The organism is Nitrosomonas communis (assembly GCF_900114745.1).
GTDB classification, from domain to species: domain Bacteria; phylum Pseudomonadota; class Gammaproteobacteria; order Burkholderiales; family Nitrosomonadaceae; genus Nitrosomonas; species Nitrosomonas communis_A.
This window is the reverse complement of record NZ_FOUB01000043.1, coordinates 18,523-30,999: the sequence shown is the minus strand read 5'-3', so window position 1 is coordinate 30,999 and position 12,477 is coordinate 18,523. Positions and strand designations below refer to the sequence as shown.

Annotated in this window: 11 protein-coding genes and 3 pseudogenes; 8 read left to right on the top strand and 6 right to left on the bottom strand. The window is 47.9% G+C overall.

Going from position 1 to position 12,477, the window contains the following annotated elements; genetic code table 11:
* Nucleotides 1-467: 467 nt before the first annotated feature.
* Both BM122_RS14375 and BM122_RS22510 read right to left on the bottom strand, forming a co-directional pair.
* Complete coding sequence (locus BM122_RS14375) at nucleotides 468-1,637, bottom strand: GGDEF domain-containing protein (protein ID WP_074906243.1); 1,170 nt, start codon at nucleotides 1,635-1,637, stop codon at nucleotides 468-470.
* 445 nt (nucleotides 1,638-2,082) lie between these two features.
* A complete protein-coding gene (locus tag BM122_RS22510) occupies nucleotides 2,083-2,295 on the bottom strand; it encodes a hypothetical protein (RefSeq protein WP_143083456.1) in 213 nt (70 codons plus the stop codon).
* A gap of 187 nt (nucleotides 2,296-2,482) precedes the next feature.
* Here BM122_RS22510 and BM122_RS14370 point away from each other — a divergent pair, with 187 nt between their 5' ends.
* A complete protein-coding gene (locus BM122_RS14370) occupies nucleotides 2,483-2,974 on the top strand; it encodes a HugZ family pyridoxamine 5'-phosphate oxidase (RefSeq protein WP_074906241.1) in 492 nt (163 codons plus the stop codon).
* Between the two features lie 24 nt (nucleotides 2,975-2,998).
* On the opposite strand, the gene BM122_RS14365 is transcribed toward BM122_RS14370, so the two are convergent.
* Complete coding sequence (locus BM122_RS14365) at nucleotides 2,999-3,325, bottom strand: histidine phosphatase family protein (RefSeq protein WP_074906240.1); 327 nt, start codon at nucleotides 3,323-3,325, stop codon at nucleotides 2,999-3,001.
* Nucleotides 3,326-3,597: 272 nt separating this feature from the next.
* On the opposite strand from BM122_RS14365, the pseudogene BM122_RS22505 reads away from it, so the two are divergent.
* From BM122_RS22505 to BM122_RS14340, 5 genes and pseudogenes are all read left to right on the top strand, one after another.
* Nucleotides 3,598-3,690: pseudogene (locus BM122_RS22505) on the top strand (IS5/IS1182 family transposase); the annotation flags it as partial.
* 320 nt (nucleotides 3,691-4,010) lie between these two features.
* Nucleotides 4,011-4,499, top strand: coding sequence for a winged helix-turn-helix domain-containing protein (locus tag BM122_RS14355; RefSeq protein WP_074906248.1), 489 nt, complete (start codon nucleotides 4,011-4,013; stop codon nucleotides 4,497-4,499).
* Nucleotides 4,486-5,073, top strand: a complete 588-nt coding sequence (locus BM122_RS24265; RefSeq protein ID WP_218152094.1) for an IS630 family transposase — start codon at nucleotides 4,486-4,488, stop codon at nucleotides 5,071-5,073. The genes BM122_RS14355 and BM122_RS24265 overlap by 14 nt, the downstream gene beginning before the upstream one ends.
* 376 nt (nucleotides 5,074-5,449) lie before the next feature.
* A pseudogene (locus BM122_RS14345) lies at nucleotides 5,450-6,253 on the top strand (IS5 family transposase).
* A 264-nt stretch (nucleotides 6,254-6,517) separates the two neighbouring features.
* Nucleotides 6,518-6,925 carry a hypothetical protein gene (locus BM122_RS14340; RefSeq protein ID WP_074906236.1) on the top strand — a complete coding sequence of 136 codons (408 nt, stop codon included), beginning with the start codon at nucleotides 6,518-6,520 and terminating at the stop codon, nucleotides 6,923-6,925.
* Nucleotides 6,926-6,979: 54 nt separating this feature from the next.
* On the opposite strand, the gene BM122_RS14335 is transcribed toward BM122_RS14340, so the two are convergent.
* Together BM122_RS14335 and BM122_RS14330 are read right to left on the bottom strand one after the other, a co-directional pair.
* Nucleotides 6,980-7,312 carry an HU family DNA-binding protein gene (locus BM122_RS14335; protein WP_074906235.1) on the bottom strand — a complete coding sequence of 111 codons (333 nt, stop codon included), beginning with the start codon at nucleotides 7,310-7,312 and terminating at the stop codon, nucleotides 6,980-6,982.
* 224 nt (nucleotides 7,313-7,536) lie between these two features.
* A pseudogene (locus BM122_RS14330) lies at nucleotides 7,537-8,399 on the bottom strand (NYN domain-containing protein).
* Between the two features lie 1,055 nt (nucleotides 8,400-9,454).
* Here BM122_RS14330 and BM122_RS14325 point away from each other — a divergent pair.
* The gene (locus BM122_RS14325; RefSeq protein ID WP_074906234.1) at nucleotides 9,455-9,961 is read left to right on the top strand and encodes a hypothetical protein; all 507 of its coding nucleotides are present in this window, start codon (nucleotides 9,455-9,457) and stop codon (nucleotides 9,959-9,961) included.
* Between the two features lie 1,527 nt (nucleotides 9,962-11,488).
* Nucleotides 11,489-11,686, top strand: a complete 198-nt coding sequence (locus BM122_RS14315) for a hypothetical protein (RefSeq protein WP_074906231.1) — start codon at nucleotides 11,489-11,491, stop codon at nucleotides 11,684-11,686.
* Here BM122_RS14315 and BM122_RS14310 read toward each other — a convergent pair.
* Nucleotides 11,683-12,450 carry a DNA adenine methylase gene (locus BM122_RS14310; protein WP_074906230.1) on the bottom strand — a complete coding sequence of 256 codons (768 nt, stop codon included), beginning with the start codon at nucleotides 12,448-12,450 and terminating at the stop codon, nucleotides 11,683-11,685. The genes BM122_RS14315 and BM122_RS14310 overlap by 4 nt on opposite strands.
* Nucleotides 12,451-12,477 lie beyond the last annotated feature (27 nt).

Sequence of the window (12,477 nt, the reverse complement as noted above, 5' to 3'; positions counted from 1 at the left end):
GAATCTCCGTTTACCGCATCAAATAGCTAGGCGGGGGTGAGCTATGTCTATTAGCTGAAGAAATCCCCATTTTTTGCTATAGCTCCACCAGAAAAGACAAAAAAGCATAATGTTTAACAACAAATTCCGACTAGAAATACGATTCATCGAATTAAAAATAAATTTCTGACAAATTCGTTCTTATTTTTGATGCTCGTGCAATATTCGGGTTAGTTGACGGTAGAGGACGGTGTCGGCCTGCCCCGGCGGTTTCGGGGGAGAGTGGGGCGCAAACCGGCCTCTCAGGCGCGCATAGTCGGCCGCTGCGGGGCGGTTGAGGGGGGGGGTTCATCCGGTGCACTCTAGACGGCTCTTGGACGGGCGATAGCGTGGAGTTTATTTCCCCTAACCCAACGCGACTTCGCTTGAGCTTTCGACCTTACTATCTGGTGCTATTGGTCGCGTATTCGATGAAGGTCTAGAGGAACCTACTCCGCTCCACAAAATTCCATCAATTCGCATCGGTTGCGCCCATTCGCTTTCGCTTGGTAAAGGGCGGTGTCAGCACGGCGGATGACATCGTCAATCTCTTCCTCAGGGCGGTATTGGCTGATTCCGATACTAACCGTGGCGTTGAATGGAAGGGAAAGCGTCGTGATGTTCTCCATCTCACTACGGTAGGCGCTACGGATGCGCTCCGCAACCAGCAACCCTTGTTCGGAAGTAATGCCCGGAAGAAGCGCTAGGAACTCTTCGCCGCCAAAGCGGCAGAACACATCCTCGGTACGTAATACCCGCTGGGAAGAAGACACGAAGCGACATAGGAACTCATCGCCGCCCTGGTGACCGAAGTGATCGTTGATGGCCTTAAAGTAGTCCAGATCCATCATCAGCACAGACAGTGGTTGTCCATTGCGTCGGCAACGGGCCAGCTCCTTTTCTGCAAACATCAATAAGGCACGACGGTTAAGGGCTCCAGTAAGCGGGTCATGGCTCGCCTGATGGTCTAGCTCCTTCTGAAGCCGCTCACTTGCCATGAGCACCATGCCGAGCGTCGCGCCCATAGTGAAGCACAGCCACCAGAATAGTAGCAACGCGGCCAGTCCATCCGGATTCCACGGGTCGACGATTGCGTCACCCGTCGCCACTGCGAAGCCGCGGACAAAGAATAGCGCTGCGCTGATCGCGTAAAGCCAGCCCGAAACGCGCATCGCGATTTCCCGCGGACGGGCGGCCGATAATAGCTCCTGTGCAACCATGGCCGAAAGCAGCGCTATCCATAAGGCATTGCTCGACGCGCGAAAGGTCAACGACTGCAACACGTTCGAAGCCACAATCAAACCAATTGCAAACACAATAAGGACCATCAGAATTGGACGCGACAACGGGGCGCGGCCCACAAACCGGCGGAAGCCATCCCACATGAGAATGAAGCCCATCGCGATGAGCATCTGTGCCAATGATAATGCCAACCATTCTGGAACAACATTGCGCATAGCAATCATCAAAAGTGCCATTGTTCCCAGCACGCTGGCCCCCGCCCAATGACCGAGCCCGGGTATCCCGGGATGAGTGCGCCATAACAGGATACGTGTCACCGCTGAGAGCGTCGTGGCCAGCGCAACCGCGACCAGCAGTGTCTTGATGTCGAAGCTCATTAGGGATGCGAACATCGGAGCACACTGACCTTAAGTGTCGTTAGATGAAAATGTTTTTTGCTGTGTTTCGCCAATTGAGATATAGGAAAAATAAACACTCTTTTCTCTTAAGAAGTAAGAGTAATGAAATACTAAACACTTTGATAAAGATTAAATATTCTAAAATATCGTGTTCAATTGACAGAAAAATTAATAGATTTTAGATCATTTTTGCCTTACACGCGAAAAGTGAAAAACACTCAAGATGAAAGGTTAGCTCAATTAAAAAGAGATCTAAGGTAGACAAATTTGAGACCAGATAGATCTGAAAGAGTCAAAAAACTGCAAAGGCGCTCTAAGCGGCGTTCGGGAGGACCAGCCCTAATACTTAAGAATTTGAGTGGTTGTGCCGAATTCCGGAATAGCAGTGATGACTTTCATAACCTCGCCACAATGCGGGTAATGCTCAATGACGATATGAAGTATTCATTTGAGCAGACGCGTCAGCTGCTTTCTCGCCGTTTCGGAAAGAGAAGCGCAGGTCGGTACCTGCACGTGTAGTCGGCCACTGCAGGGCGGTTGCCGGGCGGACATGGCTACCCTCATCCGGTGCGCTTCCGGCGGGCTCAGGGAGGCACTTCCGGTGGGCGCTTCCCGCCCGTATTACTAACTCGAGCACGTGTTTTAGCTTTCAATCTCACCAATTGGGCCATAGGTCATGTAGCCGGTGGTAATCCTGAGACGTACCTTCGGTGCCGACACTTTTGCTCAAGTTTTTTAGCAATTAAGCAAAACAACTTAGTCAGTTATAAACTGAGCGTATAAAATAGTCTGTCCTATAACTATTGAAGTGCCAGTGTTCTCCGATGAGCGAAATAAATCAGCAAGAATTCGATGAGCTTACCAATCGTTATCGAAAACTAATCGCGTCTCAAAGAACCTTGTTACTTTCTACTGCTTCAGCTAATGGTGCCCCAAATATCAGTTATGCACCTTTTGTGCGCGATGGTACTGGGCTCTATTATATCTATGTCAGTGAATTGGCGAGTCATACAGTCGATTTACTGAACAACCCAAAAGCATCAATAATGTTTATTTACCCAGAATCAGAATCTCATAATCTGTTCGCACGAGAGCGCGCCGTGTTAAATTGCAGTGTAGAAGAGATAATTCGAGATACTGAAACCTACACGCAGCAGATACAAGCATTACAGGAAAAATTTGGCAAAGTTGTCAGCCTGTTAAGTACCTTACCAGATTTTCATTTATTCGCATTACGTCAGGAAAGTGGACGATATGTTGCTGGTTTTGGACAGGCTTTTATCATCGATGTAGACAATGATAGCTTGAAACGTTGAATAGTTTTTGTAACCTTGGAAAATTTAAGTGCAATTCAACATGTAATGGCGGTATTCGCAATTGCCAATATGAATCTTCCTCAATTGATCATCCTCAATGCCTCCCTCAAAATAGGCGATAAATACCCGCATTGTTTCTTCATGTGCGACTACCAATAGTATTTTATTCTTTTGTCCTTTTAGCCAGTCGATGAAGCGCAATACACGCAGCTTTTGGTAAAGCAACGATTCACTGCCATTTACGCGCTTTCGTAGCGGATCATGGACAATCGCTGCAAAATAGTCAGACACTGGTTTGTCCTCAAAGCCAGAGCGGATGTCGGCAAGATCAGAATAAACCTCGATCGGCACGCCGCGGTTCGGGGACGGGTGGGGCGCAAATCGGCCCCTGGCGCGTGCATAGTGTGCCGATGCGGGGCAATTTCGGGGTGGGTATGGGGGTAGTCATCCCGTGCGCTCCCAGTGGCCCATAGACGGGCGATAGCGTGGAGTTTACTCTCCCTAAGCTCAACGCGACTTCGCTTGAGCTTTTATCCACACTAACTGGGCCATCGGACGTGTAGCCAGTGATCATTTCGAGGAGTTTCTTTGGTGACAGTATAGACTCTCTGTTCGTTATTTCACTCGGCAAGTTGCGCATCCGTTTCGAGCACAGGCTCCATGTCCACCTCGCGCTACTCTCGCTGGCCGCCGCCATCATCTGCTCACGCTTATGATTTGTGTTAGCGGCTCTAAGTGCTAACTGCTAGCCCACGTTGCTGGGGTGACAGGGTCGTCAACAGAAAAAGTGATGCCGACTAAGCGTATATCATGATCAAGCATACCTAAGTACGAACCAACACTTCCATCATCCCAGCTAATCTTAAAGTCAGCGAAGGATCCAAAACCGGTTCCAGTCACTGACCCATTCAATTGTCCAACATCTTCTCCATCATCAATAGTAACGGTTCCAGTAAGCTTATCACCATCTAATTCCAATTTGCATTAAAAAATGAAGAAATAAAATAATATAGCCATGAATTACGCGGAAAAAATTATGGCAAGAAAATCAAGTGGAACAGATCAATTGGTATCGGCCCGAGAAGTGTTGAAAACAGCTAAAACAGCGGCTGAATTGAGGGCAGCCCAAGCAGTATTGTTCCCATTGGAATTGGGTATATCGATAGAGCGAACGGCGAAGGTCATTGGTCGTTCAGTCAGATGGACGTGTAGCCAGCGTACGCGTTACGGTAGAATCGCTCGTGGCGAAGAGAAGGCACCCCGAACGAAACGAGAGCTGCGTAATCGCGCTATTGCCACGCTTGAGCAAGAAGCGCAAATTCTGAGTGAGATTTTGGTGGGGTCAGCGCAAGGCCGCGTGGTGGTTGTCCCTCCGCTTAAAGAGAAAATTGAGGAACGGCTAGATAAGCCAGTCGCCCTCTCAACCATTTATCGAATGCTGGCACGCCACGGCTGGCGTAAACTCGCACCAGATACTGCTCATCCTCAGGGAAAAGCTCGTTGCGCGAAGATTGGAAAAAATTAAGGAGCGATTAGATGAAATGATCGCTACGTGCGGTAATTATCGACCGCTACGCTTGATGTTTCAGGATGAAGCTCGCTTTGGCCGCATTGCAGACAGGTGCTATTGTTGGTGCCGCTGTTCAGATCGACCGGTGGTAAGCGCCATGGTGACGCAAGAGTATACGTATGCTTGCGGCGCAGTCAGTCCCCTCGATGGGGCCTTCGACAGCTTGGTATGGCCTCATGTCAACAGCGATTGTATGCAGATCTTTATTGATGAAATGGCCAATCGTTACTCTGGTGACAATATTATTATGATCGTTGATGGCGCTGGCTGGCATAAGAGCAAGGATTTTCATTTACCTGAGAATGTTCGTTTGTTATTCCTGCCGCCGTATTCCCCTGAACTGAATCCGCAAGAGCATATTGGGGACGAACTGCGGGAAAAGTACTTTCATAACCGGGAGTTTGACAGCATCGATGCGCTCGAGAATCATTTGGTTAGTGCATTATATGATCTCGAAAATACTCCTGATTTAATCAAAAGTATAACCGGCTGGGATTGGATTATTAATGCAGTTTCTAGTGCAAATTAGAATAATATCCCATGACCATACTTGATTGGGCCCATCCGCAATATAAGCTGTCGGTTTCTTGGTCGTGGCTGGATTGGCTGTATAGCAAAACCAGCTAGAAATGATTCAAAGAGTATTCTCATTGTCTCATCTAGCACAAATGGGCATACGCCAAAGCACTGCGTAAACAACAAAACCGAACCGTTGAGATGCTCTTCAAATTTTATATATTCTGAATCATTCTTAACTGGTTACGCTATACCACCTCGGTGATGTAATTGACCGGCATCACGTAAAATACGATAGAAACTGCTTTATGATGCCAGATAAATAGCTTTGTCTGCTAAGAAACCGTTTGGAAATTGTGAATTCTGGGTTAATGGAACGTCTTTTTGCTATTAGCAGACAATATGATGAATCTACAAAAAAACGAAAGAAATGTTATCCGAGCAACTTAAGTGATGGGGCGTGGCGTTATTTGAAACCATATTTGCCAGTATCGCCCGTGGGGAGGCCACGAGAGTTGAGTATGCGTCAGATGGTCAATGCAATTTTGTATGTTCTAAAAACAGGTTGTCAATGGCGACAATTGCCTCGTGAATTCCCGGTCTGGAGTTCGGTTTACTCCTATTTTTATCGCTGGTCCTATAACGGGACATGGGAACGTCTTCATCATTTGTTGCGTTCTCGCTTGAGAGAAAAATGTGGCCGACACAAACCAACGGCAGGTTGCCTGGACAGCCAGAGCGTCAAATGTACCGCAATTCCTGGTCAGCGTGGTTTCGATGCAGGCAAGAAGATCAATGGTCGTAAACGCCACATTCTGGTAGACACACTGGGATGACTGTTGACGGTGGTAGCCACTAGCGCCAGTGTGCAGGACCGTGACGGTGCCTGCCTGCTGTTGCGACATCTGCCCAGAGGGTGTAAAAAATTGAGGAGGATTTGGGTAGATGGTGGCTATGGCGGTCGTTTAGTAGACTGGGTCGCACAACGGTTTAAATTCTGCCTGGAGGGGGTGTTGCGCCGCAGGGAAACCAGGAAATTTGTACTATTGCCTTGTCGCGGGGTAGTCGAGCGTACTTTTAGCTGGCTGAACCATTCACGCAGGCTTAGTAAAAGCTATGAGCGTCTCTCCCGGACGGATGAAGCCTGGGTTTATATCGCCATGACCCGCATTATGTTGAGGCGCTTGACATAAAACAGGAGTTTCCAAGCTGTTTTTTAGACACGGAGCGCTTCTTGCCGCCGACGCCGTTTCAGCGACGACTCTAATAAGCGCTGCTCCCAACGCGGCTCAAACTCTTTACAAAGTTCGTCACTCGCACAAAAAAACCGTTATATTATCCATGGGAATCTGACTCCTCTCATGGTGAGATTCTTTTCCAAAACCACTTCATCATAAGGAATTCCGGTTGCTTTTACAGCTTTTCTTATGTCGAACTCACATTAATACAGAATTAAAATGTATCAAATAGCAAGACAGAAGTGTAGTAGACAGGTCTATAAAAAAGGATTTGATTTTCTGGCTTATCGTTTCTGTATTTTTTGGGATGGAGATAGCCATAAATGCATCGGCAGAATCAAGAAAGCAATGCAGCTTGAAAAGAGTGCAGCTGGGCCCCAACCGCCTCGGTTCCGGGGCGGTTGGGGCGCAAATTGGCTCTTCGCGCATAGTGGGGCGCTGGGGGGGGCAGTTGCCGGCCGAGGATGGTTACCCCATCCGGTGCACTTCCGGCGGGCCAGGGATTTATTTTCGATGAGTGCTTTTCGCTCCTGTCGTCGACTCGGCTTCGATTTGGCTTCTATCCTCACCAACCGGAGCCATCGGTCATGTATTAGTGATAGTTCAGAGGAGTTTCTTTGGTGCTGACTTAGACACTCCGCATGTCGTCTTTCTCGGCAAGCAAAACTTATTTAACTGGATTTATTTCTTCTTTCCAGTTGGTTTGGATTTGCCTGATTTAGAGGCGGGCGCTGGCTTTATAGCTGCCGCAGAATCTGACAAGACTTTGCCTGGCTTGAATTTGACGACCTTCTTAGCAGGAATTGTTAAAGGTTTACCTGTCGCTGGATTGCGACCTTCTCGGCTTGCACGCTCTGTAATGGAAAAAGTGCCAAATCCCACTAACTGAACACTATTACCGCCAGCCAAAGTTTTTTGAATAATATCTAATAATCCATTAAGCATGGCAGCGGTTTGAGTTTTTGTTGTATTGGAACGAATTGCAACTGCTTCAATCAGTTCAGTCTTGTTCATAGAAGATGCTCCTGTTAGTGGTTTAGGAAATGGTTGAGAATCTAGCAGAATATAATTCTAATCGCCAATAACTTTTGAGCATTTCAAATATTTATAGTCGAAAAAACTTATTTTTTGTACATATACGATACAGTTATGTATTAATCGACAATGGGTCACTTTTCAAATCACGAGAGGTGCACTAACACTCATACCAATCAGTTCCCTCCACTAATAGCTCCACCTTATGAGTGATACAGAGTCAGACTCTCACTCATCTTTTTTTTATCCCTAATTCGTTGATTCTGAGTATCTACTTCAAACAAACCAATGGTCTTGATGAGATCGCTGAATTTTGCGTAACCGTAATTGCGCGAATCGAATGCCGAGAAGTTTTTCACGATATGTTTTTTCACCTCTCCCATGTAAGCAAAGCCGTTTTCATCGGAAAGCGCTTCAATTGCAGAACGGATCAGTGAAACTAGTTTGGTGTCGCTCGCCAGTTCCTTAGAACTTTTTTTGATACCGGGAGTGGTTGCAACTTCGCTCGAAGATACCCCAGATTTTGGGGTTTTCTTTTTCGAGCTCGCTTTGAGTTTGCCGGAAGTGTCTTCCGTTTGTGCCGCAAGGCCGTTTTCAATGTCGATCTGCTTATTTTGCGGGAGAATTTCGAAATATTTGAATTCGTTGCAGGCGGCTTGCAGTGATTCTGGTGTTTTTTTCTCACCAAAGCCGTAGACCACTTTACCAGCTTCGCGGAATCGAATCGCCAATCTAGTGAAATCGCTATCGCTGGAAACGATACAAAAACCATCCAACGGAGCTGTGTAGAGCAGATCCATAGCGTCAATAATCAGCGCGCTATCCGTTGCATTCTTGCCTTTGGTGTTAGCATATTGCTGAATAGGTTGTATGGCATGTTTAGGCAGAATTTCCTTCCAGCGGCTTAATTGATTTTGTGTCCAGTCACCATAAATACGCCTGACACTCGCATCTCCAAATTTTGATATTTCCTCGAACAATTCATCAAGTATATCGATCACCTTGAATGTGTGTTGTCTGCATCAATCAATACCGCTAGCCTCGGATTGCTGCTGTCAGCGCTCATAAGGTGGTCCAAGAGTAATCAAAAATTAGGGTGAGCATATTCATGCGAGAATTACTAAAGTTATCTGAAGCTCAAAGTATACAGGACATCTCCTGCGCTTTCTGACCCGGAGCGCTCTGATAGATCAGCGTTTGGCGATGCCGCAGGTTAGTCTGTGTATAGGAAAAATAACTGCCTTTTTTTATTAAAAATTCAGTATTGGTAAAGCTTGTGCCGGATCTAGGATAATGGCGGTGATCTTCAAGGTTATACCATAAAATGTGGGTAATACTTTATGTCGGTATTGAACACCTGCTTGAGCAAGCGTCCCCATCGTTCCCCGCGCTTTCGGGGGAGAGTGTGCAGTGCAAGTCGACACCCGGCGCACGCATAGCTGGCCGCTGCGGGGGGTGCAGGGCGGGCATGGCTACCCCTCCGGTGCGCTCCCGGCAGGCCCAGGGCGGTGCTTCCGATGAGCGCTTCCCGTCCGTATCTCCAACTCGACTACACTTTAGCTTCTACTTCACTAACCGAGTCTGTCGGTCATGTATCTGGTGGCATTAGACTATTTCAGGATTTCTAATACTGATGTTTATCCTTACCCAAGGGGACTTTAAAGAACTGGATTTATGCTGATAAACAAGGTAAGTTCCTTGTGATGGGCAAGCATCAGAAACCGATATCTGAACTTGAATTGGAATTATCCAGAATTAAACGTGAATTGGCAGAAGTCTAGATTTTCATAATTGAGCGCTGCTCGCTTTGCGGTAGAATCCTGAAAATCATCGCCACCATTCTGGAATCCAGTACAATCACTAAAAGCTTTTGATCATCTCGGCTTGTCCTCCCGAGTGCCACCCAGAGCACCTGTGCAAGCTTTTGATCCTTTCGGGTCAGTCTGGAACCAGTCCCATCTTTTCAGCACATTCCCTGAATGCGCTGACGTTCCCCTTAGGCGTCTTTTGCGTAAAGAGTAAAAATGGGCCAGAACCAATACTTTTGCTGCTGATCAAACACAATATATTCGGTCTTATTAAAAAGGGTATTTATTTTTCCTATACTCGGGAGGAAGAGACATGAAACGACGTACGAGCGTGCGGTGGGTTAGGGCAGGGGTTTTTGTAGGTGTCATAGCTGTAGCGGCAGTGATGGCCGGCATCTCGCTAGCGTGGGCCGAGCGCGACGATGGAAGTCTCGGGGACGGACACGGCTTTAGCAACCAGAGCCTCAAGGGGTATTACGGATTCAACTCATCGTACGGCGCACTTGTTGCCAGTGGACCGAACCAGCCAGTGGTACCGGCGCTGCCTTTCGCGAGCATGGGACGCATCTTCTTTGATGGTGAGGGCGGCTGCATAGTGAGCTCGATCGGGAACGTAAACGGGCAGTCCATCCCGTCGACGTCGACGAGCTGCGTTTACAGCGTCAATCCGGATGGCACCGGGACCAGCGAGGCAGTATTTCCGGGGACGCCGATCGGCGATCCGGTTCCGATCGCGTTCGTGATCACCGACGGAGGGGACGAGTTCCGAGCGGTGGTCACCAAGTTCATTGTGGGGACGTTCACAGCGCGACGTCAGTAGTCGCGTCAGTGCCGACGGGTCGCCCGCCGATGGAGTTGTAACGTCTGTGGCTTTTGGGGCGAAGCCTATGCCCATGTAGTCTGCACAGAAGATCGGCCAGTGGTCTATTCTGCTGTCCCTCACGGCGAAGGTGACGATGTTATTCGTGGGGCGCTTGGGAGTCCCCAATAACAGCCGTCGAAAGTACCCGAAGGCGCGCGGCTTTCCTATCACACGGCGTTGTCCGTGCTGAGACCGAATAGTTCTACCGTCGTGGCATCGGCTGAGAATGTCGCCGTACTCGGAGAACCAAGGAAAGTGTTCCATGCGACCTGTGAACAGCCGACTTGCCAAGCGAAAAAGATGGAGATTCAGAATGTCCGCGCGTGGTTGTCCATGTCAAGCCCAAAGACGATGGTCTGTGTGATGGTCGGAAAGGCTGATGCGATGACGGGTCAGTTGAAAACGCTGTTCCTGGTGTGGTAAGTCCATGGGGTCCAGTTCGCGTGAAAATAACCGTCCCTCACGTCATTCTGCGTGAGACACACGGTGCACGTAGACGTGCATTTCGAGACAACGATAAGAGGCTCTTGTTAGTTACCACTGAGCTATGAATATTACGAATTTGCTTGACAGAGCTATTTGGCACCTAGATTTATTGATTTTCATGTTCTAGCAAATCATTACCTTCTAACTCAATCTGGATAGAATTAATGTGTAGAGGCACAGAGGTTGATAAAATTTTTCAATAGATGTGTGAGCTTAGTAGCCCTAGAGATTCCCTGGTAGTCCTGGCAGTGGGAACAGATGCTTAGAATTCATACATTCATCAGTTATCCCGGCAGCAATTCAGTGGCAACGATCATTATTCCAACTAACTCTAACGTGAATGCAGGTCGGCCCCACATCCATACATAGCTAATCGCTGCTGCCCCGTTTCGGGGCAGGAATGGCTACTTCATCAGATTCCCTCGGGCCTCACCTTGGGCCATTTTGGATCACTTCTGCCGGTTTCCCCCGCTCGCGTTCGCAGCCATTGGGTTTCTGGACAATGCTCAGAAAAAGTTCGGAGGAAATCGACGTAAATTGTTGTTTTGCATGAGGGAGGAGGGCGAAAGCGCGTCATATGGATGGCTCAGGTTCGGCCCCGGTTCAATTTGTGCGCATCGGTTCAGTGCCAGGTAAAAAAACTACTTTGGGTTCTTCATCTATTTATAGGCATAAGCGATTGAGCCCCGGACTATTAATCCGACGGTCACTGGCGTGAAACAGGGATGAGGAGTCATTTATGTGTAATACCTTGTTATAGAATGATAATTATGAATTGCGCCGAAGTGAGCGTCGGACCCGGGTCTTGCTTTTACATAACGAACACTTTACTTGAAACTCGCATGTTGGTAGGTTGCTGAGTAGCTTAAATAATCGAGATATTCATCTTGTTGTAAATTCTCGCGTAATTTGGCACTGTTTTGCGCTTTATTTGGTACTACCGCTTGACTCTTTTAACGGGTAGAGCGTCAATGTGTTCATCTTAACAAGGAGGTTAAAATGAACACAGAACAAACGACACTTACCCAAGACGAATTACTCTCAATTCAAGTTCTCCCGCTCAAGTTAATCCTCGCTGCTGCCAATGGCCAAATCGACCTCAATGAAATGGCCAGAAATCAACTGGCCAACCGTGGTTTAGATCTTTCCGGCAAGTGGGTTGGCTTTGCAAAAGCCCGCGAATTACTCCATCGTTAAAAGTTACGAATCACCAACTCGGTGCGTTGTCCACGCCCTTGCAGCCCACCTACGGTGTAGTTAATCACTACCGATTGCATCGTCAACCCTTTGAATGCCTCTTGCATTTCCGGGATATCGTTGACTGATATGATCATCTTACCTTTGATCGTTTTCGCCAGCTCGGCTATCTGAGCATACTGCTCCAGCCCAAAATCGACACCATAACCTTCGGTACCCCAATAGGGCGGATCGCAGTAAAATAAGGTGTGTTCTCGGTCGTATTTGCGCACACATTCTTGCCATGCCAAGTGCTCAATATAAGTTTGCGAAAGCCGCAAGTGTGCCTGGCTTAACTCTTCCTCCAGGCGCAGCAAATTGAGACGGGGTGCGGTGGTGGTTGCGGTGCCAAAGTTCTGGCTGGCTACCTTGCCGCCAAAAGCGAGCTTCTGCAAATAATAGAAGCGGGCGGCGCGCTGGATATCGGTGAGCGTTTCCACTGGCGTTATTTGCAGCCACTTATACATCTCTCGGCTGGTCAGCGCCCATCTGAATTGCTTGGTGAATTCGTCCAGGTGATGCTTGATCACGCGGTACATGTTGACCAACTCGCTGTTGATGTCATTGAGTACTTCCACATGGGTTTGTCTTTTCATGAAATACAAAGCTGCTGCCCCACAAAAGGGTTCCACGTAGCATTCATGCTCAGGAAACAATGGCAGGATATGTTTGGCCAGACGGCGTTTTCCGCCGATCCAGGGTACAACCGGGTTTGCTTTAGTCATGCTGTAAGCCCTTTTCATTGATAAAAA

What these genes read in the sequence shown, in the direction of transcription:
- BM122_RS14375 (WP_074906243.1), bottom strand. Translation starts at nt 1,637, where the DNA reads ATGAGCTTCGACATCAAGACACTGCTGGTCGCGGTTGCGCTGGCCACG.
- BM122_RS14370 (WP_074906241.1), top strand. Translation starts at nt 2,483, where the DNA reads ATGAGCGAAATAAATCAGCAAGAATTCGATGAGCTTACCAATCGTTAT.
- BM122_RS14355 (WP_074906248.1), top strand. Translation starts at nt 4,011, where the DNA reads ATGGCAAGAAAATCAAGTGGAACAGATCAATTGGTATCGGCCCGAGAA.
- BM122_RS14340 (WP_074906236.1), top strand. Translation starts at nt 6,518, where the DNA reads ATGTATCAAATAGCAAGACAGAAGTGTAGTAGACAGGTCTATAAAAAA.
- BM122_RS14335 (WP_074906235.1), bottom strand. Translation starts at nt 7,312, where the DNA reads ATGAACAAGACTGAACTGATTGAAGCAGTTGCAATTCGTTCCAATACA.
- BM122_RS14325 (WP_074906234.1), top strand. Translation starts at nt 9,455, where the DNA reads ATGAAACGACGTACGAGCGTGCGGTGGGTTAGGGCAGGGGTTTTTGTA.
- BM122_RS14315 (WP_074906231.1), top strand. Translation starts at nt 11,489, where the DNA reads ATGAACACAGAACAAACGACACTTACCCAAGACGAATTACTCTCAATT.
- BM122_RS14310 (WP_074906230.1), bottom strand. Translation starts at nt 12,450, where the DNA reads ATGACTAAAGCAAACCCGGTTGTACCCTGGATCGGCGGAAAACGCCGT.